Annotated in this window: 11 protein-coding genes; 8 read left to right on the top strand and 3 right to left on the bottom strand. The window is 57.1% G+C overall.

The annotated features are described in order from the left end of the window. Positions 1-161: 161 nt before the first annotated feature. A complete protein-coding gene (locus J2I47_RS03090; RefSeq protein ID WP_207363072.1) occupies positions 162-941 on the bottom strand; it encodes a hypothetical protein in 780 nt (259 codons plus the stop codon). A gap of 155 nt (positions 942-1,096) precedes the next feature. Here J2I47_RS03090 and J2I47_RS03085 point away from each other — a divergent pair, with 155 nt between their 5' ends. The 3 genes from J2I47_RS03085 to J2I47_RS03075 all read left to right on the top strand — a co-directional run bounded on the left by J2I47_RS03085 (position 1,097) and on the right by J2I47_RS03075 (position 5,765). Continuing rightward, complete coding sequence (locus J2I47_RS03085; protein WP_207363071.1) at positions 1,097-1,921, top strand: SGNH/GDSL hydrolase family protein; 825 nt, start codon at positions 1,097-1,099, stop codon at positions 1,919-1,921. Between the two features lie 42 nt (positions 1,922-1,963). Continuing rightward, on the top strand, positions 1,964-2,740 hold the full coding sequence (locus J2I47_RS03080; RefSeq protein ID WP_207363070.1) for a UDP-2,3-diacylglucosamine diphosphatase: 777 nt from the start codon (positions 1,964-1,966) through the stop codon (positions 2,738-2,740). A gap of 190 nt (positions 2,741-2,930) precedes the next feature. Beyond that, entirely contained in the window at positions 2,931-5,765 is a 2,835-nt protein-coding gene (locus tag J2I47_RS03075; RefSeq protein ID WP_207363069.1) for a hypothetical protein, read from the top strand. Positions 5,766-5,849: 84 nt separating this feature from the next. On the opposite strand, the gene J2I47_RS03070 is transcribed toward J2I47_RS03075, so the two are convergent. Together J2I47_RS03070 and J2I47_RS03065 are read right to left on the bottom strand one after the other, a co-directional pair. Beyond that, on the bottom strand, positions 5,850-6,206 hold the full coding sequence (locus tag J2I47_RS03070; protein ID WP_207363068.1) for a nuclear transport factor 2 family protein: 357 nt from the start codon (positions 6,204-6,206) through the stop codon (positions 5,850-5,852). Positions 6,207-6,218: 12 nt separating this feature from the next. Beyond that, positions 6,219-6,800, bottom strand: coding sequence for a DUF1572 family protein (locus J2I47_RS03065; protein ID WP_207363067.1), 582 nt, complete (start codon positions 6,798-6,800; stop codon positions 6,219-6,221). Between the two features lie 228 nt (positions 6,801-7,028). Here J2I47_RS03065 and J2I47_RS03060 point away from each other — a divergent pair, with 228 nt between their 5' ends. The 5 genes from J2I47_RS03060 (at position 7,029) to J2I47_RS03040 (ending at position 13,084) form a co-directional block, all read left to right on the top strand. Continuing rightward, positions 7,029-8,468, top strand: a complete 1,440-nt coding sequence (locus tag J2I47_RS03060; RefSeq protein ID WP_207363066.1) for an aminotransferase-like domain-containing protein — start codon at positions 7,029-7,031, stop codon at positions 8,466-8,468. Continuing rightward, positions 8,465-10,378: a CocE/NonD family hydrolase gene (locus tag J2I47_RS03055; RefSeq protein ID WP_229374225.1), complete on the top strand. Its 1,914-nt coding sequence runs from the start codon at positions 8,465-8,467 to the stop codon at positions 10,376-10,378. Before J2I47_RS03060 ends, J2I47_RS03055 begins: the two co-directional genes overlap by 4 nt. Positions 10,379-10,381: 3 nt before the next feature. Further along, positions 10,382-11,305, top strand: coding sequence for a ketopantoate reductase family protein (locus J2I47_RS03050; protein WP_207363064.1), 924 nt, complete (start codon positions 10,382-10,384; stop codon positions 11,303-11,305). Between the two features lie 36 nt (positions 11,306-11,341). Beyond that, positions 11,342-11,809 (top strand): DinB family protein, encoded by a 468-nt coding sequence (locus tag J2I47_RS03045; protein WP_207363063.1) that lies wholly within the window; start codon positions 11,342-11,344, stop codon positions 11,807-11,809. Positions 11,810-12,196: 387 nt separating this feature from the next. Then, positions 12,197-13,084: a hypothetical protein gene (locus J2I47_RS03040; protein WP_229374223.1), complete on the top strand. Its 888-nt coding sequence runs from the start codon at positions 12,197-12,199 to the stop codon at positions 13,082-13,084. The last annotated feature ends 12 nt before the right edge of the window (positions 13,085-13,096 follow it).

Below are 13,096 nucleotides of genomic sequence, written 5' to 3'. Positions count from 1 at the left end.
GTGCATTTGATATACAAAAAGCATGTCGTATCGATAAGCATCTAGTTAAATCTGTCTATCATTTTAAGATAGCAAACAGTGCGCCAAGCGTAGAGCAAGATTAGTAACAACAAAAAAACCTCACTGGTTGGTGAGGTTTTTATATCGGTGCACTAGCGTTGCTACTTGCTATCGTCTGGCGCGTAATAATCACCTACTACTTCGTGGAAAATTACATTAGCCAAGATAGCGGCACGTTGCTGAGCCACGGCGGGCTTATCAGCAGTCTTCACCTGCACGTTTAGGATATGGTTATTCAACAACACATGCATAGTATGGTTGGTAGGATCCCAAACGGCTTTGTCGCCCAAACCGGGATAAGCCACAAATTTGCCTGTGCTTTCAGCAGGAGCTGTAAGTTGCGTAGCTGCTGCCGTTACCCGTGAAACCGACGTGGCTGTGTCATTAGCAGCCGACGTGTCACGCTTGGCGGCTAAACCCGTTGCCGACTCGGCAGGGCGCTCAGCACTAGTACCTTCGGGTGCAGGACCCGACAGGGGCTCTTTTTCGGGCATGGCATCCATCTGCGTAGCTAAACCAGGCTGATACAGTTTGTTGAAAACGTACTCGGCATGATAAATCGACGGATAAGGCTTGGGTGAGCCAAACGACACAACAACCTCGTTTTTATCCCATTTAAACATCCCACCTTTTCGGGTGTTTATTACCTCTATTTTTGTGTCTTCTCCCAGTTTGAAGGTACCCCGCACGAATTCTTCGGCCAGGTATTGACCCGCCTCATCGTAATTCGCGTCGTTGGACAGCATTCGTACGCCAACCACCGTCCTGGCCAGGTAAGGGCTGGCCGTACCACCAGCGTCATTGGCATCATCGACTGTACTTGGACGGCACGAAGCGAGGGCCACAACCGCCAACGCCAGCAGAATAGTTGATTGTTTCATAAAACTTTTTGCGACTCAGAATTCGTCAAGATTGACAACCCAAATATACGGCTGAATGTTACAGCCACCGAAACAGCCGGGCACTGAAGGATGATTCTCTGCTATTTTAGGCACTGTCTGGCTATCTTTCACCGACTCCTCCCTTTTCCCTCGCAATGAAAAAACTGTTTATCCTCACGGCCGCCGTTTTCCTGCTGTGTTCCTCGAAACCAAACCAGCGTACCTGGGTGGCCATCGGCGATTCGATCACGTACCTGAATGAGCACCCAAACGAAACCGGCAACCGGATCACCAAAGGCTACATGACCCGGGTAACAGAAAAGCTGCCATACCTAACCTATATCAATCAGGGCCACAACGGCTGGACGTCAGGCAACATCGCCGACTCTGTTGAAAAACTGGGGCTGGTCAAAGCCGATATCTATTCCATTTTTCTGGGCACCAATGACTGGTGGCGGGGCAGGCCACTGGGGCGACTGATCGATTACCAGACTAATGCGGGCAACGGCACGGTCTACGGCTCGTTTCGCATCATCATCAACAAGCTTCGCAGTCTTAACCCGCAGGCGAAGATCGTGCTGATTACACCCATGCAACGGGGCGATTTTGTGTATTTGACCAACTATAAAAACAATGCCTATGGGTCATACAAGGCCAAAAACGGGCAATATCTCGAAGCATTTGCCAACGCCATCGACTCTATTGGCCGCCTGGAGCAGCTGCCGGTGGTTGACCTGTATCATGTGCGACAGCTACGCGTGGAGAAGCTCGTGAAATTCAAACGGTTGAAAAATCCGCAGACTGGCACCTACACCAACTACCCCTACCCTGCCTACGTCGACGTTCCCTTCGCGCCTGACGCCGACGAATACCCGTATCCGGTTGAGGCCATCGACATGACCTACGACGGCCTGCATCCGTCAGATGCGGGGTACGCGCAAATCAGCAAACGGTTGGTGAGGGTACTGAAAAAGTTGTAAGTGGCTGGACCTGGGCGGGTGGGGTACGTACCTTTGCGAGGCATGACTGATCCTACCGCCATTGCGCTGCCACCCGGTAAGCGTATCTATTTTGCTTCTGATTTCCACCTCGGCACGCCCTCACCCGCGCTTAGTCGCGAACGTGAACAGGCCGTAGTGCGCTGGCTCGATCAGATTCGGGACGATGCCGCTGCCTTGTTTTTGGTGGGCGACGTGTTCGATTTCTGGTTTGAATACCAGCACGCTATTCCAAAGGGGTTCATCCGGTTTCAGGGGAAACTTGCCGAACTCGCCGACGCGGGCCTGCCCATTACACTCTTCACGGGCAACCACGACATGTGGATGCGCCGCTACTTCACCGACGAACTGGGCATTCCCGTTCACCGCCTGCCACAAACGTACCGGCTGGGCGAAAAGAAATTCCTGATTGGTCACGGCGACGGCCTCGGCCCCGGCGACCATGTGTATAAGCAGCTGAAAAAAGTTTTTGAAAGCCCGGTTGCCCGGTTCGCCTTCCGCTGGCTCCACCCCGATCTAGGCATTGATCTGGCCCAACGGTGGTCGCGCCGGAGCCGGATTACCAATAATAAGAAGGCCGAAGACGAATTTCGGGGCGAAGAGCAGGAATGGCTTTGGCAATACTGCCGCGAAGTGGAAGCAAACCAGCACCACGATTACTACATCTTCGGCCACCGCCACCTCCCCCTCGACCTGACCGTGACGCCCAACAGCCGCTACGTTAACCTCGGCGAGTGGGTTCACAACCGCTCCTACGGCGTCTTCAACGGCGAAACAATGGAATTGGCGTATGTTAAGTAGGCAACGGGCGACGCCCATTACGGCGTGGTCCAGCAGGCTGGTAAAGGCCTGGTTAGCTGTGAGCACCTGCTTTAGAGTAGAAGCTCAAGGGCTAAGTGAGTAAATCGCCAAATTGCGCTGATAGGCGTTCCAGGCGCTTACGCTAGATCACAGAATATCAGTTGATTCAGCATGAATTAGTAGGGCGTTTATGCATTGTCACAAAAAAATCGTTTACTGGACTTGTCTGGCGAGTTGGCTTGGTGTTGCCAATACAGGAGTTGCTTCACCTGCTCAGACAGCCGACGTGCAATCGGCGAAACTACGTATTTCCCTGGGCCACCGGGCTATCCGTCGGGTAGCTCATTCGGTGCGGCTGATTGGCAACTCCGCGGGTTTGACCGTGTCCAGACCAACTGGAAAGAGCATCGAAAAAAACGACCGGATTGCCGTTACATCCCGGCTAACGACCGGCCTGGGTGATGTTGACGTATTGCTCGTTGAGGTTACGTGGCCGAAACCGAACGCTGCACCACGCAAACTGGCTGCGCACAACGATCCGTATGCGATTAAGAATGACGCCATGTGGGGATATTTACTGGAACATGGCTCGGCTGGTCAAGCCGCCCGACTGACGGACGATACATGGAAACAGCCTGATACGCCATTATTAATGGTTCGGCTTGCCGACGATGGTACCAGGGGATTTTCTGTTGCGATAGAACAACTGCTGCGCCACGGGGCGATGTGGCTTCCTGAACACGATGTGTATATCACACTGGCCGACAAACCAATTGACTTTGAGAAGCACATCGCATCCCTGACAGGCAAACGAACGCTCGATCAGGTTAAACAGGCGCCCGATGCTACCCTCAGCCAGTTCAAAACAAGCTGGGCCGATTTTGGCAACCCAAATCAATGGGATGTTTCCTGGCAAACGACATATCTGGGCACAAAGGGCCATCTGCTGGTTACGACGGCTGCCCATGGTTCGCTCTACAAATTTGCCATTGATCGCTGGGCGAATGTGCGACCCGATTTTGCTTCTCCCCACCGGTTCCGTTTTGACTTCGTGTGGCCGGGTAGTCACTGGAAATCACAAACCATTGTAAACGGGCTGCCTATCTGTTTGACACAACTGGAGCGTAGCGGTCAGCAGTGTGACATTGAACAATTTGCGGCCCCCATCCCAACACTACCCGCGACGCACCAGGGCAACCAGCCTGGTGCCTTGCTCACCCGCGTACGGATGTCGGGCAAAGCGGGGCCGGCAATCGTCGGCTTCCGGTTGGCCGCAGACACGAAGGAGAATCAACTGGAAGCCAGACAGGTTGGCAATGACTGGGCTATTGTAGACCGTAGCACCAACCGCATCTGGCTATTGGTAGAGGCTGGCCCCGGTTTCTCTGTGCAGGTCAGCAACCCAGTGGTCGCCGCTGCCAATTCAACCCTTGAGGTAACGTGCACTGGAAACCTGAAAGCGGGTGAAACGCGGGAAATCCTGGTGAAGCTGCCTTCGCCAGTGCTGGCTGCCGATTCCCTACCGACCCTACAAGCCGTCGATTTCACGGCGTCGCGAGCGGTTGTTGTGAATTATTGGGAGAACTGGCTTAGTCAGGGTGCTCATTTCCAGGTTCCTGAACAGGCCGTGAACGATCTTTTCCGCGCCAATCTGTGGCATGCGCTCATTCTGCCCCGTCATCGGGCCGACGAGCAGGGAAAGCCGCACATGGACTTACCCTATGCCAATACCGCCTATGGCCAACGCAATGCTGACTGGCCAATCAACCAGGCCGTGTACGTAGACTATATGCTCTATGGCCTGCGGGGGCACGGGCAGGTGGCCGACGACGAGCTGGCCGCCATGTTTCAAAGTCAGCAACAACCCGATGGCCGGATTGGGGGATACGCTAACTGGGGGGTGTATTCACCGGGTCAGCTGTACGCCATCGCCAAAAACTACCTGTTATCCAGAGACCGAACCCGGTTCGACCGCCTGTTGCCTTCTTCGCTCAGGACACTGAACTGGTGCCTGGCTCAGGTAGCCAAAGCGGGCACCGACAGCGCGGCAAACGGCCTGATTCGCGGACCGCTAAACGACCTCACCCACGCCGAGCGGGAATGGGCCTTTTCGCAGGCTTACTATGTGGCTGGCCTGACACTATTCGGGCAGGCCCTGGCCGTATATGGTCACCCCAGGGCGAAGGAGGTACAGCAGGTGGCCGCCAGCATGAAGCAGGCTGTTGAACGGGCTTTTGCACGCAGCAGCGTAAAATCGGCGGTAGTACAACTGGCTGATGGAAGCTGGACCAACTTCGTGCCAACCGACGCCATGACGCCGCGGCGGTTGATGGACCAGTGGTACCCGACAGACGTAGACTGTGGCCCTCTGCACTTAGCCAGACTGGAGGCCATTGACCCCCAGGGCTGGCTGGCTACGGCTATGCTACACGACCATGAAGATAATCTGTTCCTGAAAAACCAGGGAGCTGCCAACGAACCCGTATACGTTCAGCAGGCCAGTGTCTACCTGAAAAGAGACGAACCGAAAGCAGCCATTCGGGCATTTTACAGCCTGATGGCCTGCGGCTTTTCGCATCATCAACTCTCGTCGGTTGAACACCGATGGGCCTGGGGGCAATATTATGGCCCACCAAGTACCGACGGAGCCTGGTTTGAGTTGTACCGGCATATGCTGCTCAACGAGCGCAACGACAGCACATTGGTTATTGGCCAAGCTGTTCCACGTCCCTGGTTAGAACAGGGAAAGCAGATTGTTGTCCGCCAGGCACCTTCCTACTTTGGGCCAGTGTCCTTTCAGCTGGAGAGCCAGGTGGCTACGGGGAGTATCAATGCCCGCGTTGAGCTGCCGGATCGAAACCCGCCCAATTTGTTGCTCGTTCGCTTTCGCCATCCTCAGGAAAAACGGCTGCGGAGCGTGGTGGTCAACGGAAAGGTCTGGAAAAACTTTGACGCTAAACACGAGTGGGTCCAAATTCCAAAGCCCACTGCCGGAACATGGATAATAAAGGCAATCTACGAGTAAGGCTGTTCTGACAGATACGGACACCTAGAACCGACCGTAGTGCGTAAGCCAGGTAATCTGAACTGCCGCGCCGGACGTGTAGGATCAGGTGTAGTGACAGAGCACCTTCTGCGCCCGGCCGGCATCGTCCAGCTGGAATACCTCGGCGGCCAGCCGATTCGTGACCGACGTATAGTAGATGACCAGGGTGTCAATGCCCGCCAGAACTTCATGCAACGTGAAGTGCAGGTCAGGGTAGGCAGTCAGGCCGCGTTGAAAGTAGTGCCTCAGCGCTTCTTTGCCGCGAACGCAACCCGACTCGTTGACCTCCAGCAGCCGAATAAAGGGCGAGTGAAATTCGACATCATCCGTGTAATGTTCCAGAATGGCATCCAGATCATGGGCATTGAACGCACGCAGCCAGTTCGTAGCAAATTGAGTGGCGTTTTCCTGTGTGAGCATCGTTGGGGTGTCTTAAACGGTTTTATCGGACTGGTCCGGTTTCAGGTATTCGGCGGTAAAGTGTTCGGGGTGGGGCGGTTGCGAAAACTTGTCCTGATTGTATTGCTGAGAAGCGCCCTTGGGTATCGACAGCGACACCCAGTTGGTAGTCAGCATCTTGCCCAGCATCACCAGTTGGCCGACGTGGTACGGGTAGTGCGCCAGTTGCCTGTCGATAGCCTCCCGAACGGTATGCCCCTGATGGCGGATATAGATGGTTTTATCCAGGTCGTCTTCCGTCAGGCTATGTAGCGTATCGAGCAGGACGGTCCAGCCTTCGTGCCACCGTTGCATCACCTCGGCGCGCGTGTGCAGGGTGTTCTCAAACTCCGCATCCCGGTCGCGCCACGTTTTCTCGCCATCGGTGGTCAGGAAGTCCGTCCACCGGCTGAGCATATTGCCCCACAGGTGGTTGACGATGGTTGCCGCACTGTTGCAGGTCTCGTTATACTGCCAGTCAAGTTTATCGTCGGGTACCTGAGCCAGGGCTTTTTCACCCAGCTGCTTATAATAAATGAACTCGTTAATCCGGCTGGTTCGTGTATCGGTTGGCATGATTAATTGGCGTTTTGTCCAGAAACCAGTGTCTTGCATGCCCCAAAAGTAGGGCTTCAACAGGCCTGAAAACAGAAACACTTCGGCGGGTTGGCAGGCGTACAGCCGGGTCTGACCAGTGCCGGTGCCTGGCCACAAACTGTACGGCTTTATTTCGTAAAATGTGTATGGCAATTCGTACAGAAGGCCCGTCTACCTTTGCGCACTTGCCGATCAATCGTCATCCCAATGGTTGCCTTTGTACCCAAATATGAGCAGGTTGCCCGTCAGCTTAGCGATCAGCTTCGCCTGGGTTTACTCACCGAAGGCGACAAACTCCCCTCGGTTCGTACGCTTAGTCAGGAACTGGGTGTCAGCATCAATACGGTGCAACAAGCCTACTACCGCCTGGAAGCCGAGGGGCTGGTTGAAGCGCGTCCGCAGTCGGGCTATTACGCCCGTACCCTCAGCCAACGGCAACAGCGCGTGCCCCAGCGATCAGCCCCACAGGCGACAGCCCTACCTGATGCCTCTTCAGACCTGGAAACCCTATTGGCCCGGCTGATGCAGCAGCAACGGCAGGCCGGGTGGTTGCCGTTTTCGCTGGGGGTTCCGGCCCCCAGGCTATTGCCTGTTGCCAAGCTGACGAAGGCCCTGCAACAGGCCCAACGCGAACTGTCCAACGCGGGCACCGACTACGAACTGATAGCCGGAAACCTGGCCCTGCGGCGGCAGATTGCCCGCTACGCCTTGTTTTGGGGCGGGCAACTGACCGAAGACGACCTTATCACGACGGAAGGCTGTACGGGCGCCATGACCCTGTGCCTGCGAGCAACAATCCGACCGGGCGACACCGTAGCGGTGGAGAGTCCTGTTTATTTCGGCATTCTGCACCTGCTGCGGTCAATGGGCCTGAACGTGCTCGAACTACCAACCGACCCACTGACAGGCGTTGACCTCGACGTGCTGGAAGGCTACCTGCGGGCCGGGCAGGTACAGGCCTGTTTGCTGGTGCCTAACTTCAGCAACCCATTGGGCTGTTGCATGCCCGACACGCACAAACAGCGGTTGGTGAGGCTACTGGAAACGTACCGGACGCCGCTTATCGAAGATGACCTCTACGGCGACCTGCACTTTTCGCCCGACCGCCCCCGCCCATGCAAAGCCTACGACCCCCACGGTTGGGTGCTCTGGTGCGGCTCGTTCAGTAAAACGCTGGCCCCCGGCTACCGGGTCGGCTGGGTGGCACCGGGGCGGTACGCCGAGGCCGTGCTTCAGATCAAGCGGTATCAGGCGGGGTTCTCGCCGGGCCTGACACAGCAGGCGGTAGCCCAGTTTCTGGCGAATGACCGTTATGAGCTACACCTGCGCCGACTGCGGCAGACCCTGAAGACCAACTGCGCCCGGTATCAGCAAACGATCCGGCGGTATTTTCCCCCCGGCACCCGCATCAGCGGCCCAGCGGGCGGGTTCACGCTTTGGGTTGAAGTAGACCCGGCTTACGACACCATCGCGCTGACCAACGCCCTGGCCACAGACCAAATCAGTATCATGCCGGGCCGGCTGTTCAGCTTCCAGCCCCAGTACGGCCATTGCATGCGGCTCAGCTACGGGCTGCCCTTCGACGACCGCGTGGAGTGGGGCCTGCGCCAAATCGGCCACCGATTGCACCAACAATGCGCCAGATGAACAACCTGATTTACCCAAAACATCGGCTATGCCGACGCACCTCGGTCTCGCTTGGACTGGTACTGCTGCTACTGCTTATAGGGGCAACACCAGGCTGGGCAACCGACGAGGTCCGGGCGCGGTACCAGAAACTGGAATACCGCATACCCATGCGCGACGGGGTAACGCTCTACACCGCCGTGTACGTCCCCCGCGATGCTTCCAGCCGCCACACCTACCCGTTTCTGATGCAGCGCACCTGCTTTGGCACCAACCCCTACGGCCCCGATCAGTATCCCAAAACCCTGGGGCCGTCGCCCACGGTGCAGGCCGACGGGTACATCTTCGTGTATCAGGACGTGCGGGGGCGGTGGGCTTCGGGAGGCCGCTGGACCAACATGACCCCGATGCAACGTACCCACCACCACGCTGCCCAACCCCGCCGCACCGACGAAAGCACCGATGCGCATGATACCATCGACTGGCTGCTGCGGCACGTGCCCTACCACAACGGGCGGGTGGGTATGTGGGGGGTGAGCTATGCGGGCTTCTACGCCATAGCCGGGGCTATCAACGCGCATCCGGCCCTGAAAGCCGTGTCGCCCCAGGCCCCCATCGCCGATTTTTTCCGGGAAGATATCCACCACAACGGGGCCTTCACGCAGGTAGCCCTGCTGGCGTATCCGCTCTTCGGCAGTGGACCACCCCGGCCAACCACCCGCCCCTGGTTTGCCGACGCGCTGATCCCGACCGACAACCAGACCGAATATGCCTGGCACAAGCATTTGGGGCCGCTGGCCAATGCCCGGCAGTATCTGGCCCGCAACCCATTCTGGCAGCAAACGGTGCAACACCCCAACTACGATGCCTTCTGGCAACGGCGCAACATCCTGCCCCATCTGCGCGGGGTCTGGCCGGCGGTGCTGGTGGTCGGGGGGTGGTTCGATGCCGAAAACCTGTACGGAACCCTTCAGGTGCACCGAACGCTTCGGCAGCACAGCCCAGTAGCACGCCCGATGCTGGTGATGGGGCCGTTTGGGCACCGGGGCTGGACGACTGAAGCCGGACATACACTGCACAACGATCTCTATTTTGGCGATAGCCTGGCTACCGACTACCAGCGCAGGCTGGAAGCGCCGTTTTTTCGCCATCACCTGAAAGCAACGGGTGAGGCCCTGCCCCCGGTGAGCCTGTTCGACACGGGCCTGAAACGCTGGCAAACCCCGGCGCAATGGCCCTTACCCCGCCGCCAGTCCGTGCGCTGGTATCTGTCGACGACCGGGAAGCTGACCACCCGGCCGCAGGACCAGCCCGGCTACAGAGCGTACGTCAGCGACCCGGCCAACCCGGTGCCGTATACCGAAGCCAGCCTGACCGCCGAACCCGATTTTAGTGCTCTGTTCAGCTATATGTCTGCCGATCAGCGGTTCGCCAGTACCCGCCCCGACGTACTCACTTACCAAAGTGAACCGCTGAGCCAGGACCTGACCGTAGGGGGCGAAATCACCGTACGCCTGCAGGTGAGTACAAACGGCACCGACGCCGACTGGATCGTGAAAGTCATCGACGTGTACCCGCCCGACGAGCCAAACCACCCGTATCTGCCTAATCCTCAAACCCAGCTGGCAAATTACCAACAGTTGGTCCGGGCCGACGTACTGCGCAGCCGGTACCGACGCAGTTACGAAAAGCCGTTACCCCTGATACCCAACCGAGCCACGGCACTGACGCTCCACCTGCCCGACGTACTGCATACGTTCAGAAAAGGCCATCGCCTGACGATTCAGGTGCAGAGTAGCTGGTTTCCCCTGATCGACCGGAACCCACAAACGTTTGTCCGCAACAACTACAAGGCGCGGGAAGCAGATTTCCGGTCAGCACGGCATCGGGTGTATAGTAGTTCTATCATTGACGTACCTGTTTTACCCTAAGCCATGCAATCGCCTATTTATATCATCGGGACGGGGGCCATCGGGATGACCCTGGCGGTGTTCCTGCAACAGGCTGGCCGGGAGGTCTACCTGCTGCGGGGCCGGGCCGGCAACGTACCGGAAGAGGAAACGCTGCTGACGGTCGACTGCAGCGACGGCAGCACACGCTCGGCCAGGGTACGTACCGGAACGCTGGCGCAGCACCCACTAAACGGTATTGTGTTGCTAACCAGCAAGACCTTCGGCAACGCCGAACTGGCCGGGCGGTTGCGGGGCAAAACAGGGCAGTCGCCGATGGTGTTGCTACAAAACGGGCTGGGCATTGAGCAACCTTTTCTGGACGCGGGTTTTCCGGCCCTGTACCGTTGCGTCCTGCTGGCGACGAGTCAGGTGCAGGCTCCGCAAAGGGTCAGCTACAAACCGGTAGCAGCCTCGCCGGTGGGCATCGTGCGCGGCCAGGAAAACGAGCTGGTCGCCCTGGTTGAGCACATCAGCACGCCCCAATTTGCGTTTCGGGCCGAACCCTCCATCGAGCCAGTGGTCTGGGAGAAAGTAATCACCAACTGTGTCTTCAACACGATTTGTCCACTGCTGGATGTCGATAACGGCATCTTTCACCGCGACGCGTTAGCCCTGTCGCTGGCCCGCGAGGTCATAGCCGAGTGCGTGGCGGTAGCCGGGTTGGCCCATATCCGACTGGATGCGCAAGCCGTTGAGCAGCGCCTGCTACAAATCAGTCAACGATCGGACGGGCAGCTCATTTCAACGCTGGTAGACATCCGTCAGGGGCGCGAAACGGAGATCGACTCGCTCAACCTGGCCGTGGCCCAACTGGCGCAACGACTCGGCAAACCCGACTTGGCAATCCGCACCCGGCTTTTAGGCGAACTGGTTAAGCGCAAGGCGAACATCAATCGGGCGCACTAGTACAAACTGTATCACCACTTATTCACGAACAAGCTTATGTTAATTGACGGATTTAGTTACCTGTTTGATCGGGATTTGAGCCGGTTGGCCGGACAAATCGAGGCCTATACCACTGAAGAGAGCCTCTGGCTGGTGAGGGGTGGTATTACCAACGCAGCGGGTAATCTGTGTCTGCACCTATTGGGTAACCTCAACGAGTACATAGGGCGGCAACTGGGACAGATCGCCTACACCCGGCAGCGGGATACCGAGTTTTCGGCTCGTGACGTACCCAGGGCCGAGTTGTTGGCCGGCATTGCCGACACCCGCATCCGGCTGGTCCGGACATTCGATCACCTACGCGATTCGCAGCTACAGGACCCCTACCCAACCGACGTATTGGGCTACCCTACTACCATTCACCAGCTGTTGGTTCACTTGTCGGGCCACTTAACCTACCATCTCGGACAGATTGATTACCACCGACGGTTACTGGTAAGCCCGGACCAGCCCATGAAGCCATAGTATGACGCCAAAGTTCGTCTTCAGGAACAATAGCAATGACCTGAACGGGATAGGACAAACGTCGATTACCCGTCCAGTAACAGCGGTGCATCAACTTACCGAGTCTTACCAATACGCTACTGGTTATCAGGGCGCTGGCACTAATCAGTAGTTGACGGCGACCATTAATTCGTTACCGAAAACAAATTGAAGGGCTAGGGGAATTTGTCCGTTAGCCATATGCCGGGTGTTTTCTAATCATTAAAACGGAGGTTATGAAGGTAATGATTTGGCGATGGCTGAGTCACATCTACGTAACAGCCAACAGCGACTTTTGCGGTTGGAAACGAACGCCTTACTTGCGGGTTAGCTCTGCTAAAATCAGCGTATGCGTTCACCACTCAACGTATGAACGGTTTCGTTATCGCGGCTTGCCTTTGTGCTGGTCTGGGTTGGTTTGTCCAGCAGCCGGGAGTTATCTCACTCGCCGTTACCCGCACCACTACCCTCGATTCATTAGGGGCCTGTCAGGGTGTTAGCTACCAGGATGGCAGGGCTTATCTCTACGGCGACCGCGAGGTGGGAGTACTTCGGGCTTATACCATCAATCGTGATTCGCTGGTATATAAGGGGCCGGAAATCAGGCTAACCGTAGCCGGGAAAGACGTGATCAACCACCCCACGGGTATCGCCCGCCACGGCACCCTGCCCACGTTCATAGGCAACAGTATCCGGGTAGGTGACCCGTCAAAACCCTCCACCCCGGCAGACTGGCGGGCGGTGATCTACGCCATTGACTGGGCCGGGCTGTTGCGCACCCATACGCTGGACGGCAACCTGCTCCGCACCATCGATGACGATGCCGCCGTGCAGGGCACGCGCCCCGAATATGTGTACTACCAAAACAAGTGGTACGTGGCCACTGCCGACTACGGTAACCACGCCAACGCGGTACGGCTCTATAACCCAGCCCGACTGGCTACCGCCAAAAAAACGAGTGAGCCGGGGGTGCTGGCCAGGCAGTTCACCTGCTCACCCTGGGTGCAAAACCTGCACTGGATACCCGAAAAAGGCATTTTGGTCCTGATTCAGAACCAGATAGAAGGACGGCGGTGGCGGTTTACGTTTGTTGACCTGGCCAAATCCATCGAGGCGGGCCGTGAGCAGGTCATCAACACCATCGACATGGACAAGGCGGACGAACTGGAAGGTTTTGCTCTGCTAAACGACAGCACCGGCCTCGCCGTGACCTCGTCCCGCACCAATAATGTGCATACCGTTGGCCTGCGGCGGTAGCTGGTTTCAGCG

Origin of the sequence: Fibrella rubiginis (assembly GCF_017353185.1) — a bacterium.
Taxonomy (GTDB): Bacteria; Bacteroidota; Bacteroidia; order Cytophagales; family Spirosomataceae; genus Fibrella; species Fibrella rubiginis.
The sequence above is the reverse complement of the archived record's forward strand: the minus strand, read 5'-3'. Positions and strand labels throughout refer to the sequence as shown.

Excerpts from the sequence above, each read along its gene's own strand:
- J2I47_RS03090 (WP_207363072.1), bottom strand. The coding sequence starts at position 941 with ATGAAACAATCAACTATTCTGCTGGCGTTGGCGGTTGTGGCCCTCGCT.
- J2I47_RS03085 (WP_207363071.1), top strand. The coding sequence starts at position 1,097 with ATGAAAAAACTGTTTATCCTCACGGCCGCCGTTTTCCTGCTGTGTTCC.
- J2I47_RS03080 (WP_207363070.1), top strand. The coding sequence starts at position 1,964 with ATGACTGATCCTACCGCCATTGCGCTGCCACCCGGTAAGCGTATCTAT.
- J2I47_RS03075 (WP_207363069.1), top strand. The coding sequence starts at position 2,931 with ATGCATTGTCACAAAAAAATCGTTTACTGGACTTGTCTGGCGAGTTGG.
- J2I47_RS03070 (WP_207363068.1), bottom strand. The coding sequence starts at position 6,206 with ATGCTCACACAGGAAAACGCCACTCAATTTGCTACGAACTGGCTGCGT.
- J2I47_RS03065 (WP_207363067.1), bottom strand. The coding sequence starts at position 6,800 with ATGCCAACCGATACACGAACCAGCCGGATTAACGAGTTCATTTATTAT.
- J2I47_RS03060 (WP_207363066.1), top strand. The coding sequence starts at position 7,029 with ATGGTTGCCTTTGTACCCAAATATGAGCAGGTTGCCCGTCAGCTTAGC.
- J2I47_RS03055 (WP_229374225.1), top strand. The coding sequence starts at position 8,465 with ATGAACAACCTGATTTACCCAAAACATCGGCTATGCCGACGCACCTCG.
- J2I47_RS03050 (WP_207363064.1), top strand. The coding sequence starts at position 10,382 with ATGCAATCGCCTATTTATATCATCGGGACGGGGGCCATCGGGATGACC.
- J2I47_RS03045 (WP_207363063.1), top strand. The coding sequence starts at position 11,342 with ATGTTAATTGACGGATTTAGTTACCTGTTTGATCGGGATTTGAGCCGG.
- J2I47_RS03040 (WP_229374223.1), top strand. The coding sequence starts at position 12,197 with ATGAACGGTTTCGTTATCGCGGCTTGCCTTTGTGCTGGTCTGGGTTGG.